We start from the raw sequence: 16,843 nt of genomic DNA on the forward strand, positions 1-16,843 counted from the left end.
GCTTTCGGCGGTGTGATCCGCTGAACAGCGGAATCATCTGCTTGCACAACTATAGGGCAAGTTTGCCCGAACCGTGGCCGTGAGGCCACGCAAGCGACCAGGGGGCTGTATTTTCAGTGGCTTCCGGGTGGCTGCGCAAGGATGCCCTGTGACTTTCCTGCTTCCTCGCGCCGTGGAAGGCTGAAACGGAAGCGGGCGCGCCCGTTTCCGGCCGCGCCCGCGTCGTGTTTCAGACTGCGGTTTCCCGCAGGCGGTTGCCTCAGTCGAGGCGGCCGCTTGCGTGGGCGAGCATGGTGTAGACCTTGCCCGTGTCCGACGTCAGGTAGGTCTGGCTCATGATGTTGTCGCGGTCGTTGCGCGAGACCTGGGCCAGAAGCTGCTCGAAGTCGTTCAGGTAGCGGTCGACCGCCCCCCGGAATTCCGCGTCACGCGCGTACTTCTGGCGGATCTCGTCGAAGGTCTGCTGGCCCTGCAGCGTGTAGAGACGGCGCGTGAACACATGCCGCTCGCCCCGCTTGTAGCGCTCCCACAGATCGATGAACGTCTCGTGGTCGATCGCGCGGGCAATGTCGATCGACAGCGAGTTGAGCGACTCGACCATCTGCAGCGGCGAGCGGGCTTCCGCCGCCGCTTCGTCGCCGGCTTCCTCCTGAGAGGCGCGGCGAAGCAGGTCGCTGACCCAGCCCTTGCCCTGCTGCGGCGCGGCGCGCTCGCCGCCGGACTGGCGGCCGGCCGGCTCGAAGTCGCTCAGCGTCTTGCGGCGAATGTCGCCGCGAAGCTCGCCGCGCGGCTGCTGGGCCGGAGCGGAGGCGGGGGCCTGGGCCTGGGCCTTGGCGGCCGGCGCGCGCTGCGCCGGTGCGGGGGCCGGTGCCGGTGCGGGCTCGGCGCGTGGTGCGGCGGCCACGGCGGCCGTCGCAAGCGTACGCTCTCCGGCACGCGAGGTGTCGAGTGTGGTCGACTGGCGCGAGACGATCTCGGACAGCTCGGTCAGGGCGCGGACCTGCTCGCTCACCACCTTGCGCAGAGCGGAAGCGGACTGCTCGGCCTCCTCCGGCAGGTCGAGAATGCCGCGCTTCAGCTCGCTGCGGGTCTTCTCCAGTTCGCGATGGACGTCGCGGGCGACGTCGCGCATGCGGGTGGTCGCCTCGGTGAAGCGCTCGGATGCGTCGGACAGGGTCTTCGACATCTCGGCAACGACTTCGTCCTGGGCGGCGCGGACTTCCTCGCGGGCCTTCTTGCCCTCAAGGCCGGCCGACAGACGCATGGACTCGAACTGTTCGGTGACGGCGCGGGTCGCGGCCTCGGCGGCAGCGGTGAGCTGCTGCGTGACGTCGCGGCTCTTGTCGTCCGCCGCCTCGAGCATCTGCTCGAGCTGGCCGGCGAAGCCGCGCATCAGGCTGTCGACAGCTTCGGTCTTGGCCAGCAGCGTGTCGGCAACATCCTCGATGGCGGTCTTGCGCTCGCCGACGCGGCTTTCCACGTCGCGGTTCGTTTCCTCGAGGTTGCGGGCGGCGTCGGACAGCATCTTTCCATGCTCCTCGAGCCGGGTCGACAGCGAGGAAATGTCGGAAAGCACGGTGTCGGACACCTCGCGCAGCACCGAGGTCTGCTCCTTGAGCGTGCCGCTCGAGGCGGTCGTGTCGGTGACGGCGCGGTCGATGGCGGTGCGGAACTCGCCGGCGCTGCGCGACAGCGAGGTCTCGATCCTGCCCAGGTTCTCACCGGCGTTGGCGACCACCTCGGAGAGCTGGCCGTTGGACTCGGTAAGACGATTCAGCAGGCCGCTGATCTCGATTTCCAGTTCCGAACGGGTGCGGTGGAGGATGTCGGCCGCCGACGTGCTGCGCTCGTCGAGCGTGGCGACGAGCTGGTCGCCCGCCTCCACCAGCTTGCGGGTGGCGTCGAGACCGGTGCGGGCGAAGCCGTCGGTAACGTCGCGCCCCTTGACGGTGATCGCGTCGAGGATGGCTTCGTGGATCTCCGCGATACGGGTCGTGAGCCCGTGGGCGCGTTCCTCGATGCTGGCGACAAGCTCGTTGCCGTCGGTGCCGATGAGCTCGGCAAGCTTGCCGGAGCGGGCTTCGAGAGCAGCGTTGAGCTGGTCGGCGCGGGCGATGAGATCCTCGGCCACGGCGTTGCCGCGCTCCGACAGGAGGTCAGCCGCCTCGCGCACGGCGCCGGCAACGCGCGAGCGCACGCCGTCGGCCTCGCCGGAGACCATGTTGCCGATTTCCTCGATGGTGCGGGCCAGGACCATGCGGGCCTGCTCGCTTTCGCTGGCCAGGGCGCCGGTGACTTCCGCGACGGTGCGGGTCAGGTCCTCGCGAACCTTCTCGCTTTCGCCGCCGAGCGCACCGCTCATCTCCGACAGGCTGCCGAGGAAGGCCGTGCGGGCCTGCTCGCTTTCGGCCGCGAGCGAACGGGCCGCCTCGCTGACCGCCTCGACGAGCAGGGCGCGCATCTTCTCGCCCTCGCCGGCCATGGTGCCGGTTGCCTCGGTGAGCGACTGGACGATGATGTCGGCCGCCTTCTCGCTTTCGGCCTGCAGCGTGCCGCGGGCCTCGCCAACGGAGCCGAGGACGATCTGGCGCAGGCGGGTGCCCTCGCCCTGGAGCTTCTCGGTCGCCGCACCAAGCGTCGTTTCGACGATCTCCTGCAGGCGACCGCTTTCGCCCGACAGCGTGCCGGACAGGCGTTCGATGGTGGATCCGGCCTCGGTCATGACCTCGGCGAGCAGATCGCGGGCGCGGTCGCTCTCGGAGGTCAGCGTGCCGGAAATCGCGGCAAGCCGCTCGGCCAGCACGCGCTCCAGCTCCGCGGAGCGGCTGTCCAGCGTCTCGGCGACCTCGAAGACCTTCGAGCCGAGCGAGACGTTGATCTCCGCGATCCGGTCGGACAGCGTGTCGGTGAGATCCTGGCTCTGGCGCGACAGCACCTGGCCGGCGTCGGTGAGACGCTCGTCCAGTGCCTTTGACATTTCGCCCTGGCCTTCGACGAAGGCAGAGGCGATCTCGCGGGTCCGGGCGATCAGCGTCTCGCTGATCTGACGGGCGCGGGCGTCAAGCGCCTGGTCGATACGCTCGGTGCCGACCGACATGGTGTTGGCCAGATGCTCGGCCTTGTCCGACATGGACACGGCCGCCAGCTCGACCTTCTCGCCGATGGTGCTCTCGAACGTGGAGAGATGGCGTTCGATGTTCTCGCCGATGATGCGCGAACGCTCGGACAGGCTGTTGCCGATCTCCTCGGCGCGGCTGCCAAGCGTCTCGCCGACCTCGTCGACCTTGGTCGACAGCTTGAGCGTGATCGCCTGGGAGCGGTCCTCGAGCAGATCGGAAAGCGCCACGGTGCGCTCGTTGAGGGTCGTCTCGAACTGACCCGTGCGTGCCTCGAGCGTCGTCGACAGACGGTCGATGCCGCCGGCCAGCGTCGTGTCGAAGCCTTCGATACGGCTGTCGAGCGTCTCGGCGAGCGAGCCGGTGCGGCTGTCGAGCGAGCTGGTGAGCGTCTCCACACCGCCGGAAATCGTCGCGTCGAAGCTCTTCATGCGGCTGTCGAGCGAGGAGGTGAGGAGCTCCAGACCACCGGTGATGGTGGTGTCGAAGCCCTGGATTCGGCTGTCGAGCGTCTCGGCCAGAGAGCCGGCGCGGCTGTCGAGCGAGGAGGTCAGTGTCTCGATGCCGCCGGTCAGCGTCGTGTCGAAGCCCTGGATGCGGCTGTCGAGCGTTTCGGCCAGCGACCCGGCGCGGCTGTCGAGCGAGGAGGTGAGTGTCTCGATGCCGCCGGTCAGCGTCGTGTCGAAGCCCTTGATGCGGCTGTCGAGCGTTTCGGCCAGCGACCCGGCGCGACTGTCGAGCGAGGCGGTGAGCGCCTCGAGACCGCCGGCCAGCGTCGTGTCGAGACCCTGGATGCGGGTGTCGAGCGAATCGGCCATGGCGCCGGCGCGCAGGTCGAGCGTGGTGTTGAGCGATTCGATGCGTCCGTCGAGCGTCTCGCCGAGTTCGGCGGTGCGCAGCTCGAAGGAGGACACGAGCTTCTCGCCGCGTTCGCCGATGAGCCCTTCCATGCGGTCCAGATAGACGGAGACGCCGTGCTGCAGCGCGCCGCCGCGCTCGTCCAGCGTGGCGTCGAGCCGATCGCCGATCGCCGTCAGCTCGCCTGCGACGCGCTCGCCGCGCGAGCCGATGAGGTGAGCAAGCTCGGTGCCGGTTTCCGCCAGCGTGCGGGCGAAGCCGGACGTCTGGCTCTCGAGCGAGGCGGTGATCTCGGTCGAGGCGCTTTCGAGCGCGGACCGGAAGTTCTGCGCCTGGCCGTCGATGAGGTTGGCCATCTCGCGCGAGCGGCTTGCCAGACGTTCGTCCAGCGCCTCGCCGTTGATGGTGATGGCCTCGTGGATCTTGTCGCCGACGGAGCCGAGGCGGTCGGCAAGCTCGGTGCCGCGCACGGTGATCGTCTCGGTCAGGCTGCCGGCGGTCTCGTCCAGCTTCGAGGCGATCTCGCCGCCGCGCAGCGACAGGTCGACGACGATGGACTCGCCGGTGCCACGCAGGATCTCGGCGACTTCGTTGGTGCGCGAGGACAGCGTCTCGACGATTTCCGCGCCCTTGACGGAGATCGTGTCGGTGACCTCCTGGCCGCGCAGCGAGATGCTCTCCACGACGCGGTCGCCGGTCTCGGCGAGCGAGCTGTCGAGGCCGGAAACGCGCGTGTCGAGGGTCGACAGCAGGTTGTCGGTGCGGGTGGTGATGGTGTCGATCAGCTTGCCGCCGGTGAGCGACAGGTTGGCGGTGATTTCGTCGCCGCGGCTGGTCAGCGTGTCGATGAAGCCGGTCGCGGTGGTCGCGAAACGGTCGTTGACCTCCGCGCCGCGGGTCGCCAGCGTCTCGGTGAACTCGTGGCCGGTCCGGTTCATGGACTCCACCAGCATCTCGCCGGTTCCGGTCAGGCGCTCGACATAGCTGTCGCCATGGTTGGTCAGCGTGTCGACGAGCTGGCTGCCGGCGGTGTCGAAGGTCTCGGCAATCTCGCGCACGCGGCCGTCGACCGTGGCGTTGAGCTCGCTGACGCGGCTGTCGATGGCGTTGTGGAGCTCGGAGACGCGACCGCCGATGGAGCCGTTGAGTTCGGCGACGCGGCCGTCGATGGCGCTGGTCAGCTCGGAGACGCGGCCGTCGATCGCACCGGTCAGCTCGCTGACGCGCCCGTCGATGGCGCCGGTGAAGTCGGAGACGCGGCTGTCGATGGCGCCGGTCAGGCGGTCCGTCGCGGAATCGGCGATGTGGCTGATCTTCTCGGAGGTCTCGGCGAGCTGCGCGGCGAGGCCCTCGTGCGCGCCGGAGATCGTGTCGCGGACACGGTCGGCGTTGGAAACGACCGCCTCACGCTGGGTCACGAGCTCGTCGATGAGCGAGCGGATCTTCAGTTCGTTGTCATTGTAGGAGCGTTCGAGCGAGGACACCTCGTTGTGCACGAGAACCTCAAGCTCGCTGGCGCGGGCGATTGCGCGCTCGATGCCGTCGCCCATTGCGGCAACCTCGCGGCGGATGGCCTGGCCGACGCTCAGGATCGATTCCTTGGCGACGTCTTCCGGCTCGGCGAGGCGAAGCGCCACCTCGGTCATGCCGCGCGCGACGATGCGCATCTCCTGGGCGCGGTAGATCATCAGCGCCATTGCCCAGAAGAAGAGCACAGGCACGATGACCGCGACGCTCGACATCAGCAGCGAGGGCGAGGACAGGATGTCGCCGGTGGTCTGCACCGCGGCGAGGTCGGAGGAGAAGGCGGCCGAGGCGAGCCACCATCCGCCGGCGACCCACAGGATCGAGAGCGCGAAGGCAAACCAGAAGGGCGCCGAGGTCGGGCGCCGCTGCAAGGCGTAGATGAGATTTCCGATCGTGCGCCGGTCGTCGTTGGCGGCCGAACCGGGGCGGCTGCCGCCGCGCCCGCGTCGGCCGTTGCCGCGACGGCTGTCGCTGTCGGACGTATCGCCGGCATCGGACGACGACGCGGTCGGACGCGCGCCTTCGTTGCGCTGGGCGCTGCCGCCGGAGGCGGTTTCGCCGCTCGCCGCCGTGTCGCCGAAATCGATCTTCAGCGCTTCCTCGACAGCACTGAGGGCGGCCTCGGCCGGGTCCTTCGCCTTCGGGGGATGTGCCATGTTTGTTTCGCCTCGCGTCCGTACTCGTTACACATCGGATGGTACGGCGCAGAACACGCGCCGCCATACCATGCGCGGCTGGGCATCCCGATCAACGCGCCGGGATCGGAACGTCGGGAGATATGGGTGCCAGCGCCGGCCTCTGGCGCAAGGCATACGTCTCCCAAACTTGCCGCACCCTTAAAGCTAATGACACAATCCAGACTGGCGAACAAGAATTTGCAGAGTCAGTCCAAGGGGATGGGCGCCAAGAGCGGGAGCTGGAAGGCGGTCTCCGGGGCCGCCGGGACACCCGCCGGAGGCCACCGGAAGATCGTGAAACGACGCTGCGCCGGGGGCGTCCGCCGCCTCGGGACCAGGCGCCGTGGCGGGTGCCCGGGCCTGGCAAGGCGGGCGCCAGGCCGCTGCCTTTCGACTGAAACTGGCCCTGGGTGGCGGTATCAGGGGCCACGACCGCAGGCCCGTCAAACCGGCAGAGCCTTGGTTTTCCAACCTGATCCCGCCCATTCGACTCGTGCGCCGGCAAACGGTGAGGGAGGCGTGCGTCTGGCAGGCAAATCGCCGCACGCCGCGCCGCCTGGCGTGCACGGCTGCCGCGGGGGGCGGCTCGCGGACAGCGCTGCGTCCATGTGCTGGCACGGGGGCTTCGCGCCGGAGCGAACCTCGTGAAAATGTCTGAATGCGTATTAACCAAAGATTCACTTTGTTGGCGGGCGTTCGGGGAAATCCGGGTGCCTTAACCCCGGTTTCGTGGTTTTTGCCGATCCTTGTGCCTGCCGGCGGGCTAGACCTGATGCCGGTTGCGACCCGAGACCGAAGGAGAATTCGGCTATGGCTCAGGGAACGGCACAGCCGCTTGCAGCGGAGGACGAGCACGCGGCGGCGGAGCCCGCCGTGGCGCGCGAAACGATGAACGGGGAGCCGCTGGATCTCGTCCATCTCGACCGCCACACGCTTGGCAACCGCGACCTCGCGCGCGAGGTTCTCGGCCTTTTCGCCCGTCAGGCGGAGCAGCTTCGCCATCGCCTCGGCGAGGAGGGCGACCCGGCCGAGCGCGCCAGGGCGGTTCACACCATCAAGGGCTCGGCCCGAGGCATCGGCGCCTGGAAGGTGGCCGAGGCGGCGGAGACGATGGAGGCGGCCCTTCGCGGCGGCAAGGCCGGCGACGCCTCGGCGCTCAACGCGGCGCTCGACGAGGCCCGCGATTTCATCGCCATGACGCTCGACGCCGAGTGACGGCAGGACGCGTGCGCATGTCGCAGTGAGGTCTCGCTGCTTGACGTTTTTCAGTGAGAGGGTATGTCGAAGGCGACCGGTCCGACACAGGATCCCGGCAAGTCGACCACGGACACTTTCACCGCACCCAGCCGAGACAGCATCCCATGCCGAAGATCACCTACATCACCGCCGATGGCTCCGAGACCGCCGTCGAAGCCGCCGTCGGAACCACCGTGATGGAGAATGCCATCAAGAACATGGTGCCGGGCATCGAGGCGGAATGCGGCGGTGCCTGCGCCTGCGCCACCTGTCATGTCTATGTCGACGATGCCTGGGCTGCGGCGACCGGCTCGCCGGAGCCGATGGAAGAGGACATGCTGGACTTCGCCTATGACGTCCAGCCGACCTCGCGGCTTTCGTGCCAGATCAAGATGAGCGACGCGCTCGACGGCCTCGTCGTGCGCATTCCCGAGCGCCAGGCCTGACACGCGGCCTGGAGCACGCCCGCGCGCCGCTCCAGGCCATGCCCTGACTGACGTGCCCTGACCGACTGTCTTGGGAAGGGGCTGATTGTCGCGAGAACGGGCGCGGCGGAAATTCCTCCGCCAGCGCCCTTCGCTTTTTGCCAACACCATGCGCTGCCGTCACAAGACGGCGACGGCATCTCACCCCACATCGAGACCGCATCGCAGTGCGGCGGGCCGGCGTCCGCCAGCCCGCCTCGCGGGTTTGCGCGCCTATTCCGCCGGGCTGGCGGCGAGCTTGCCGCGGCCGGGCCATGCGACCTCGTTGCCCTCGTCCGGGTCGCGCGGGACAAGCCGGGCGAGCACCAGGCTGACGCAGGCCATGGCCGCACCGATCAGGAACACGGCGGCCGGTGACACCAGCCAGATCAGCCCGAAGAGGGCGGGGATGAACACCGCCGCGATGTGGTTGATGGTGAAGGCGACGCCGGCGGTGGGGGCGATGTCGGCCGGGTCGGCGATTTTCTGGAAATAGGTCTTCATGGCGATGGCGACCGCGAAGAAGGCATGGTCGATCACGTAGAGGCCGGCGGCCAGATGCGGGTTGGTGACGAAGGCATAGGTCAGGAAGACGGCGATCAGCCCGATGTATTCCACCGTCAGCGCCGTGCGCTCGCCGACCTTGCCGATCCATGAGCCGATCTTCGGCGCCAGCAGCATGTTGAAGACGCCGTTGATCAGAAACAGGCCCGCCACCTCGTGCACCTCGTAGCCGAAGCGCTCGACCATGAGGAAGCCGGCGAACACCGTGAAGATCTGCCGTCTGGCGCCGCCCATGAAGGTCAGTGCGTAATAGAGCCAGTAGCGCCGGCGCAGCACCAGCGTCTTGCGCTGGGGCACACCCTCGCGAAACTGCGGGAAGGCGATGAGCAGGAAGGCGACGACCACCAGCGTCAGCATGCCGGCGATCAGGAAGACGGTCGAGAACTCCAGTTCGAAGGTCTTCCAGGCGACGAAGATCATGCCATAGGCGATGAGCTGGGCGAAGGCACCGACGGACAGGATCTTGCCCATGCCGGCGGCCGCCGTTTCCTTTGGCAGCCACTGCAGCGACAGCGACTGGCTCATCGTCTCGTAATAGTGGAAGCCCACCGACATCACGAGGGTGGTGAGATAGAAGCCCCACAGCGTCGGGAAGTAACCCGTCGCCGCCACGCCGATGCCCAGGCACGCCAGCGACACATAGGCCAGCGTCTGCTCGCGCATCAGCAGCAGCACATAGATCGCGGTGAAGGCGAGAAAGCCGGGGATCTCGCGGATCGACTGCTGGATGCCGATCTCCTTGCCGGTGAAGGCGAGCTCGTGAACGGCGAAATTGTTCATGAGGTTCCACCAGGCAGCGAAGGAAAGCTGCATCGCGCCGGCCATGATCATCAACAGCATCAGCGGCGAGCGCCAGCCGGAACGAACCTCGGGAGCGGTGGGGGGCAGGGGGGCTGTCATGGTCGTTGTCGAAATCCGCTTTGAACACTGGTCGGAAAGACGCCGTGGCGGGCGCCCTGGAAAACAGTTTCTGCCGTCACCCGTCGCTGCGGGGCGGGGCGCGCAAGAGGGCCCCCCGAAAGAGGTGGCCCCGCGAAAGCTGAACGCGAGACACTGGGCCAGGGCGGCGCTGTCGGCCGTCGCCCCGGGGAGCGGCATTGCCTGCGCGCTCCGCTTGCCGTTGGCCTGCCGCGTTTCGCGATCAACCCGCCGGGCCGGACGGCATTGACGTGCCTTTTCATAGCCCGGACCGGCATTTGCGTGTTATCGTCATTTTGTCAAAATATGTCGGTGAAACGTCGGGATCTGCACCGAGCCGGTGCTTCCCGGTTGCGCAAGGTCTGGCCATGATCCACCCCGCCCGCCTTCAAAAGCTTCCCGAGGAGCATCCCGATCCGATCATTTCCTATGTGGGCACGGAAGGGGCGGGGACGGTGACGACGCCGCATGCGCATGCGCGGGCGCAGCTGTTTCACATCCAGCGCGGGGCGGTGACGGTGACGACCCAGGCGGGCAGCTTCGTCGTGCCGCCGGAACGGGCGATCTTCATTCCGCCCGGCGTGACCCATTCTTCGACCTATCACACCGAGACGGAGGTCCGTTTTCTCTACATGCGGGTGGACGGCCTGCCGGCGTTGCCGGGCGCGCCTTTCGTTGTGCAGGTGACGGCGCTGCTGCGCGAGCTGATCCTGGCTTTCATGAAGGCGGCGCCGGACTATGCCGGCAACGGGCCGACGGCGCGCCTCGCCGCCGTTCTGGTCGACCAGATCTCCGCCTCGCGGGTCGCGCCGCTGCATCTGCCAATGCCGGAGGCGGAACGGTTGCGCGCCGCGCTGGCACCGCTGGTCGAGGATCCGGCCGCCGGGCTCTCCGTCGGCGATCTCGCCGCGCGGGCCAGCCTCTCGCTGCGTTCCTTCGAGCGGCATTTCTCCTCCGAGACAGGGCTCACCTTCCGCGCCTGGCGACAGCAGGCGAAGCTGATGAAGGCGGTGGAATGGCTCGGCCAGGGGCTGCCGGTCGGGGAGGTCTCCGACCGGCTGGGCTACGAGGGGCCGAGCGCCTTCGTCGCCACCTTCAAGAAGGCCTTCGGCGTCACTCCGGGGCGCTATTTCGCCGGCCCTTGAGGCGGCTGCGCCGAACGCGAGGTACAGGACTTTCACCACCGCGCCCGCCCGGCCGCTGCTGTCGCCTCACCAACATCGCCTCTCCCCGCACCGCCGCCACCGCCCGCATCGCCGCCCCCCCCCCCCCCGCACCACCGTCACCCCGGGCTTGACCCGGGGCCCATTCGTTCCCGGGGCGCCGGCGACGTGGGCTCCGGGCCTGCGGATAGCTCCGGCGAACCAGCCGCCGCCGCGCCAACCGCGACGTGGATTGGGTCCCGGGCCAAGCCCGAGGCGGCGGATGAGCGAGGGAGGGGCGACGGACGAGCAAGGGCGCGGTGTGACCGACGAGCAAGGGAGACGCGGTGCGGGATGCAGGTGCGGGAGGGGATGAGGGGGCGTTCGGTATGTCAGGCGGTCTCGCGGATCGGCAGCGGGCGCTGCTCCTCGATCGCCTCCATGGCGAAGTAGGAGGTGACGGAATCGAGTTCCACCCCGGCGATCAGCCTCTGGTAGACTGCGTCGTAGCTGGCCATGTCGCGGGTGACGATCTTCAGCAGGTAGTCGTAGTCGCCGCCGATGCGGAAGAAGTCGATCACTTCCGGGATCGTCGAGACATGGGCGCGGAAGCGCGTCAGCCAGTCCAGCGAATGGTGCCGGGTGCGCACCATCATGAACACCACGAGGTCGAGGCCGAGCTTCTCGCGGTCGAGTCGGGCGCTCTGGCCGGTGATGACGCCGGCCTTCTTCAGCGCCTGGATCCGGTTCCAGCAGGCATTGGCCGACAGGTTCACCTTCTCCGCGAGGGCGCGTTGGGTGATCGCGCCGTCGCGTTGGAGCAGGCGCAAGATGGCCGCGTTGAACTGGTCGATCATTATCCCCGTCTCCTTGTCATTTTGTCGATCATTGCTACATCGAAAAAGCCATATTTCGCGTCAAAAAGACCAAAATCAGGCTCCCGACAAGGCAAAATTTCGAAAATAAAGCTCGAGATTCGTTCAGTGCCCCTCCGGCTCCCGGCGGGGACAGTCGGGGAATAGATCATGATCCTGTCGCGGTTCACCGAAAGCCTGCCGGAGGGCGAGGCCCTGATGCCGGCGCTGCGTGCCGGCCTCATCGGCGAGGGGATGGAATTCGACGGGCCTTTCGGACGGCGCAAGCTGGTTTACGCCGATTACACGGCCTCCGGCCGCGCGCTTGCCCAGGTCGAGGCCTTCATCGCCGGGCACATCCTGCCGTTCTATGCCAACAGCCATACAGAGGCCTCGCATTGCGGAGCGTTCATGACGCGGGCGCGGGCCGAGGCGCGTGCGGTGATAGCGCGGGAGTTGAACGCCGGGCCGGGGATATCCGTGATTTTTGCCGGGGCAGGGGCAACCGCGGGGATAAACCGTCTCGTTGCCCTGCTTATCCCCGAGGCCGGGATCTCGCCGGCGCTGTGGGAAGGGGGCCTGCGTCCGCTGGTTGTCCACGGTCCCTACGAGCATCACTCCAACATCCTGCCCTGGCGCGAGAGCGGGGCGGATGTTGTCGAGGTCGGGGAGGCGGAAGGCGGCGGGCCCGACATGCAGGAGCTCGAACGCGTGTTGGGGTCCGCGTCCGGCCGGCCGCTTATCATCGGCGCTTTCTCGGCTGCCTCGAACGTTACCGGCATCGAGACGGATGTTGTTGAAGTCACACGTCTCTTGAAGCGACACGGGGCGCTTGCCGTATGGGACTACGCCGGTGGCGGGCCTTATCTGCCCATCGACATGCGTCCGGCGCCCGACGCGCAGATCGACGCGATCGTCATCTCGCCGCACAAGTTTCCGGGCGGTCCGGGGGCGTCCGGCATTCTCGCCCTGCGCGAGGCGGTGGTGCGGCGCGTGCGGCCGGCTTGGCCGGGCGGCGGCACGGTCTCCTTCGTTTCGCCCTGGGGGGAGGATTACTCCACCTCGCTCACCGCGCGCGAGGAAGCCGGCACGCCCGACATGCTGGGCGACATCCGTGCCGCGCTGGCCTTTCTCGTCAAGCAGGCGGTTGGCTGCGAGACCATCGTCGCGCGGGACAAGGCGCTGGCGCAGCGGGCGTTTTCCGTCTGGGACAAGGTTCCTGAACTGGAGATTCTGGCGTGCGACAAGCGCGGGCGACTGCCGATCTTCTCCTTCCGGGTGAAGGATCCGGCGGGCGGGTATATCCACCAGCAACTGGTGACGCGGATGCTGAGCGATCACTACGGCATCCAGGCGCGCGGTGGCTGCGCTTGCGCCGGTCCCTACGCGCATCGGCTGCTCGATATCGACCAGGAGACCTCCGAGGCCTTGCGCGGGGCGATTGCCGCGGGGCGCGAGATCGAGAAGCCGGGCTGGTGCCGGCTCAATCTCGGATATCTCTGCGACGACGCAACGGTCGGCTACATCATTGACAGCGTTGCGGAACTGGCGACGAGGGCAACGGAGCTGAAGCCGCTCTACGCGTGCGATCCGGCGACGGCGCGTTTCTCGGTGGCAAGCTGAGTGCACGGGATTGGAACATGGTTAACGAATTCCGGCTAGGCTTTGCCCAAACCAGCAGAGCCGCAGGAAATCGCGATGGAATCGACGCTTCAGAACATCGAGAAGAACCGCAACACGGAACGGCAGCTTTCCTGGTACGAGGAGCGGGCGGCCTATCTCGACGGCGGCGACATCCCGGCCCATCGGCTTGTCGACATGATGCCGGTCTTCAGCACCCGCCAGGCCGTGACGCGGTTTCTGGAGACTCATGAATACTGGAACCTGATCAAGGACTTGCCGGGCAATATCGTCGAGTGCGGCGTCGCTGGGGGCAACTTCCTGATGGCGATGGCGCATTTCTCGTCGATCTTCGAACCGCATCACTACACCCGCAAGATTGTCGGCTTCGACACGTTCGAGGGGTTCACCGAACCGTCGAAGGAGGATCTCTCCTCGGGGGCGGCGCACATGCGCAAGGGCGGGCTTGCGTATGATTCCCATGAACTCTTGAGCGAGGCGATCCGTCAGTTCGACGGCAACCGGATGATCGGCAACATCGCCAAGGTGGAGCTGGTGCGCGGCGATATTTCCGAGACGTTTCAAGACTATCTGGAACGCCAGCCGGCGGCGACGATTGCCCTGCTGCACCTCGACTTGGATCTCTACAAGCCGACCAGGGACGTTCTCGAGCTTGCCTGGGATCGCATGGCGCGCGGCGCGGTGGTGGTTTTCGACGAGCTCAATCATCCCGACTATCCAGGCGAGACGATTGCCGTGCGCGAGACGCTCGGCCTCGGGTCCTTGCGGCTGCGTCGGGTGCCTTGCGCCTCGATGGCGGCCTATTGCGTGAAGGGGGAGTGAGATGACGTTCCTGACGCGGTTTCCGGCCGGCTTCACGGTCGCGGCCGGCGGGCTCGAGGCGGCGATCCGGCAAAGCCTGGGCTTTCTCTACGCGCACACGGGCACGCACGATCGGGCCTCGTTCTCGCGGGCGCTGATCGATGACCGGGAGGCTGGCGGCCAGCTTGCCGCCGAGACTCAGGACGCCTTCGTCGCCTCCGACGTTTTCGCGGAGATCGTCGCCTCGGCACCGATGCGAGGTTTCGCGGCCGATCTCGTCGGCTGCCGTGAGGCGGATCTCGTCACCGCCTTCCCGCACCTGCGCATCGACCTGCCGACACGGTTTTCCGCCGACGAAAAGCGGCTGAACCTGCCCTGGCACCAGGAGGCGGACTATTATCTGCCGAAGGGCGACTGCTCGACGAAAAGCCTGGTGATCTCGACCCCGCTGTTCGACTGCAAAGCCTCCGACGGCGCACTGGTCGTCGGGCCGGGATCGCATCTGGAAGGCTACGAGACCCATTCGACCGTCTTCATGGACGAGGCGCGCCAGCGTCACAAGCGGGTGATCTGCACGCCGCCGGCCGAAGAGGTCGTGGCCGAGACGGTGCAGGGCGAGAGCCAGGTGATCACCTTCCTGCTCAAGCACCGCAGCGGCGTCAACGAAGGCCCGTTCGTGCGCTGCACGATGCTGCTGAGGGTGGGCGCACGCCAGGACATCGACGCCGAGACCTCCTGACCGCTGGCGCCTGAAACCGGGCGTCTCGCGCCACGCCGCGAACGGAAAAGCGCGCGCGAACGAAAAAAAAGGCCGCACGGCAGGAGCCGGCGGCCTTTGAAGTTTGGGAGGCAGTAGACAAGGGACTTTGGAGCCTTTGGGGCGACGGGCCTTGCGGCCCGCGGCCCCCTCTCTTCAGGCGGCGCGGACCTCCGAAAGGAAGCGATCCACCTCGCTGCGCAGCATTTCTGCCTGGCCAGAGAGTTCGTTCGCCGAGGCCAGGAGCTGGCTGCTTGCGGCACCCGTCTCCTGTGCAGCGGAATTGACGGTCGAGATATTCGACGTGACGTCGGACATGCCCATCGCGACCTGCTCGATGTTGCCGGCGATCTCGCGGGTCGCCGCACCCTGCTGGACGACCGAACCGGAAATCGCGGTGGCGACGGCGCGCATCTGCTCGATGGTCTCGCCAATCGAATCGATCGCGGTGACGGTGTCGCGGGTCGAGCTCTGGATGCCCTTCACCTGGTCGTTGATGTCTTCGGTCGCCCGCGCCGTCTGCGTCGCGAGGTTCTTCACCTCGGCGGCGACCACCGCGAAGCCCTTGCCGGCCTCGCCCGCACGCGCCGCCTCGATGGTGGCGTTGAGCGCCAGCAGGTTGGTCTGCTCGGCGATGTCGGTGATGAGGGCGATGACCTCGCCGATGCGGGTGGCGGCGATCGTGAGCGTGCCGACCTTCTCGTTGGTGCTTCCCACGTTCTCCACCGCGATCTGCGAGATCGACTGGGAATCCTCGACCTGGCGGCTGATCTCGGCAATCGAGCTGGTCAGCTCCTCGGCAGCGCCGGACACGGCCTGGACGTTGGAGGAGGCCTCCTCCGCCGCCGAGGCAACGACGGTCGAGCGCTCGGAGGTGTCGCTCGCCGCACTCGACAGGGTCTGTGCCGCCGCCAGCATTTCCGTCGCCGCGGAGGCGACGGTGCCGACGATGCCGCCAACGGCGTTCTCGAAGTCGTTGGCGAGCTTGTGGCGCGCCGCGCGGGCCTGCTCGGCGGCGCGCGCTTCGGCCGCTGCCTGCTCGGCCTCGAGGCGCTTCACCTCGATGGCGTTGTCCTTGAAGACCTGCACGGCGCCGGCCATTTCGCCGATCTCGTCGGCGCGCCCGGTATCGGGAACCTGGAGTTCGAGGTTGCCTCCGGCAATGGAGCGCATGACGCCGCTCATCCGGCCGATCGGGCGGGAAATGGTCCGTGCGAAGAAGAAGCCGGCCAGCGCCATGACGAACACGACGAGACCTCCGATGACGAGGAACTGCCAGGCCATCCGGTTGATCGGTGCCTCGACCTCGGCCAGATCGATCTCGGCGAGAAGCGCCCATTTGGTGCCGACAAAGGTCAGCGGCGTGTAGGAGGCCAGAACGTCTGCGCCACGGTAGTCGGTGGAGACGGCGACGCCGCTCTCGCCGGCCAGCGCCGCATTCACTGAAGAGGTGTCGGACTTGCGCGCCAGGATGGTGGTGGGATCGCCTTCCTTGCGGAACCGGCTCTCCGAGCGCAGCAGGTGATCCTCGCCGACGATGTAGGTCTCGCCGGTCTCTCCCAGGCCGATGGAACGGGTCATGATCGTGTTGATGCGGTCGATCGGCATCTGGAAGACCAGCGCGCCCTCGAAGGTGCCCTTGGCGTCGAGGATCGGTGCGGCGACGAAGCTGGCCGGCGCACCGTTGGAGGGGGCGTAGGGTGCGAAGTCGGCATATGCCAGGTCGTCGATGGAGTGGGCCGAGCGCACCTGGCGGAAGACGGCGCCAAGGTCGGTGTCCTTCCATTCGCCGGCAAGCAGGTTTGTGCCGAAGTCGGCTTCCTTGAACACCGTGTAGACGACGTCGCCTGCGGCATCGACGAGGAAGATGTCATAATAGCCGCGTCGCTCGAGATAGTCGCGGAACCAGGGGTGGAAGCTGGCGTGGATCCGGCTGTAGTCGCTGCCGTCGGCCGCTGCGTCCAGCTTATGCTTCTCGCCGAGCGGGTTCGGATTGTCGTCGATATAGGCGCGTCGCAGGGCCTCGTTGCCGCGCTCCTTGCTCGGTGCGCTTGCCAGATAGGCGTCCTGGAACGCGCGCAGCGCGTCGTGCACCGCAGCATTTTCCGAGGTGAGCGCGATGTCTTCCCTGATGCTGGCGAGATAACTCTCCACTTCGGCCTGTCGCGAGGACACGGTCGAGCGCATCGCTTCGAGAGAGGCGTCATAGAGATGTGAGCGCGAGGCCTGATAGCCGACGATGCTCGTCACGATGGTTGCCGCTGCGACAGCCGACGCAACGAGAAGGG

General features: G+C 67.3%; 10 protein-coding genes. 6 read left to right on the forward strand and 4 right to left on the reverse strand.

All coding sequences use genetic code 11. The annotated features are described in order from the left end of the window. Positions 1–259 precede the first annotated feature (259 nt). Positions 260–6,157, reverse strand: coding sequence for an apolipoprotein A-IV repeat region-like domain-containing protein (locus ACSLUQ_RS02555; RefSeq protein WP_461807626.1), 5,898 nt, complete (start codon positions 6,155–6,157; stop codon positions 260–262). An 831-nt stretch (positions 6,158–6,988) separates the two neighbouring features. Between ACSLUQ_RS02555 and ACSLUQ_RS02560 the strand changes: the two genes are divergently transcribed. Then, the gene (locus ACSLUQ_RS02560) at positions 6,989–7,393 is read left to right on the forward strand and encodes an Hpt domain-containing protein (RefSeq protein WP_461807627.1); all 405 of its coding nucleotides are present in this window, start codon (positions 6,989–6,991) and stop codon (positions 7,391–7,393) included. A 146-nt stretch (positions 7,394–7,539) separates the two neighbouring features. Then, on the forward strand, positions 7,540–7,860 hold the full coding sequence (locus ACSLUQ_RS02565) for a 2Fe-2S iron-sulfur cluster-binding protein (RefSeq protein WP_417770894.1): 321 nt from the start codon (positions 7,540–7,542) through the stop codon (positions 7,858–7,860). Positions 7,861–8,112: 252 nt separating this feature from the next. On the opposite strand, the gene ACSLUQ_RS02570 is transcribed toward ACSLUQ_RS02565, so the two are convergent. Continuing rightward, positions 8,113–9,342, reverse strand: a complete 1,230-nt coding sequence (locus ACSLUQ_RS02570) for an MFS transporter (protein WP_417770893.1) — start codon at positions 9,340–9,342, stop codon at positions 8,113–8,115. Between the two features lie 386 nt (positions 9,343–9,728). Between ACSLUQ_RS02570 and ACSLUQ_RS02575 the strand changes: the two genes are divergently transcribed. After that, on the forward strand, positions 9,729–10,505 hold the full coding sequence (locus ACSLUQ_RS02575; protein WP_461807628.1) for an AraC family transcriptional regulator: 777 nt from the start codon (positions 9,729–9,731) through the stop codon (positions 10,503–10,505). A 389-nt stretch (positions 10,506–10,894) separates the two neighbouring features. Here the strand turns inward: ACSLUQ_RS02575 and ACSLUQ_RS02580 are convergent, their stop codons facing one another. Continuing rightward, complete coding sequence (locus ACSLUQ_RS02580) at positions 10,895–11,359, reverse strand: Lrp/AsnC family transcriptional regulator (protein ID WP_461807629.1); 465 nt, start codon at positions 11,357–11,359, stop codon at positions 10,895–10,897. Positions 11,360–11,527: 168 nt separating this feature from the next. On the opposite strand from ACSLUQ_RS02580, the gene ACSLUQ_RS02585 reads away from it, so the two are divergent. The 3 genes from ACSLUQ_RS02585 to ACSLUQ_RS02595 all read left to right on the forward strand — a co-directional run bounded on the left by ACSLUQ_RS02585 (position 11,528) and on the right by ACSLUQ_RS02595 (position 14,537). Then, a complete protein-coding gene (locus ACSLUQ_RS02585) occupies positions 11,528–12,979 on the forward strand; it encodes an aminotransferase class V-fold PLP-dependent enzyme (RefSeq protein ID WP_461807630.1) in 1,452 nt (483 codons plus the stop codon). 75 nt (positions 12,980–13,054) lie between these two features. Continuing rightward, on the forward strand, positions 13,055–13,819 hold the full coding sequence (locus ACSLUQ_RS02590) for a TylF/MycF/NovP-related O-methyltransferase (protein ID WP_417770889.1): 765 nt from the start codon (positions 13,055–13,057) through the stop codon (positions 13,817–13,819). Position 13,820: 1 nt separating this feature from the next. Then, on the forward strand, positions 13,821–14,537 hold the full coding sequence (locus ACSLUQ_RS02595) for a phytanoyl-CoA dioxygenase family protein (protein ID WP_461807631.1): 717 nt from the start codon (positions 13,821–13,823) through the stop codon (positions 14,535–14,537). A gap of 174 nt (positions 14,538–14,711) precedes the next feature. Here the strand turns inward: ACSLUQ_RS02595 and ACSLUQ_RS02600 are convergent, their stop codons facing one another. After that, complete coding sequence (locus tag ACSLUQ_RS02600) at positions 14,712–16,805, reverse strand: methyl-accepting chemotaxis protein (protein ID WP_461807632.1); 2,094 nt, start codon at positions 16,803–16,805, stop codon at positions 14,712–14,714. Between the last annotated feature and the right edge of the window lie 38 nt (positions 16,806–16,843).

The organism is Stappia sp. ICDLI1TA098 (assembly GCF_054880955.1).

Bases quoted from the DNA above. Each gene is read 5' to 3' on its own strand.
- ACSLUQ_RS02555 (WP_461807626.1), bottom strand. From the start codon at position 6,157: ATGGCACATCCCCCGAAGGCGAAGGACCCGGCCGAGGCCGCCCTCAGT.
- ACSLUQ_RS02560 (WP_461807627.1), top strand. From the start codon at position 6,989: ATGGCTCAGGGAACGGCACAGCCGCTTGCAGCGGAGGACGAGCACGCG.
- ACSLUQ_RS02565 (WP_417770894.1), top strand. From the start codon at position 7,540: ATGCCGAAGATCACCTACATCACCGCCGATGGCTCCGAGACCGCCGTC.
- ACSLUQ_RS02570 (WP_417770893.1), bottom strand. From the start codon at position 9,342: ATGACAGCCCCCCTGCCCCCCACCGCTCCCGAGGTTCGTTCCGGCTGG.
- ACSLUQ_RS02575 (WP_461807628.1), top strand. From the start codon at position 9,729: ATGATCCACCCCGCCCGCCTTCAAAAGCTTCCCGAGGAGCATCCCGAT.
- ACSLUQ_RS02580 (WP_461807629.1), bottom strand. From the start codon at position 11,359: ATGATCGACCAGTTCAACGCGGCCATCTTGCGCCTGCTCCAACGCGAC.
- ACSLUQ_RS02585 (WP_461807630.1), top strand. From the start codon at position 11,528: ATGATCCTGTCGCGGTTCACCGAAAGCCTGCCGGAGGGCGAGGCCCTG.
- ACSLUQ_RS02590 (WP_417770889.1), top strand. From the start codon at position 13,055: ATGGAATCGACGCTTCAGAACATCGAGAAGAACCGCAACACGGAACGG.
- ACSLUQ_RS02595 (WP_461807631.1), top strand. From the start codon at position 13,821: ATGACGTTCCTGACGCGGTTTCCGGCCGGCTTCACGGTCGCGGCCGGC.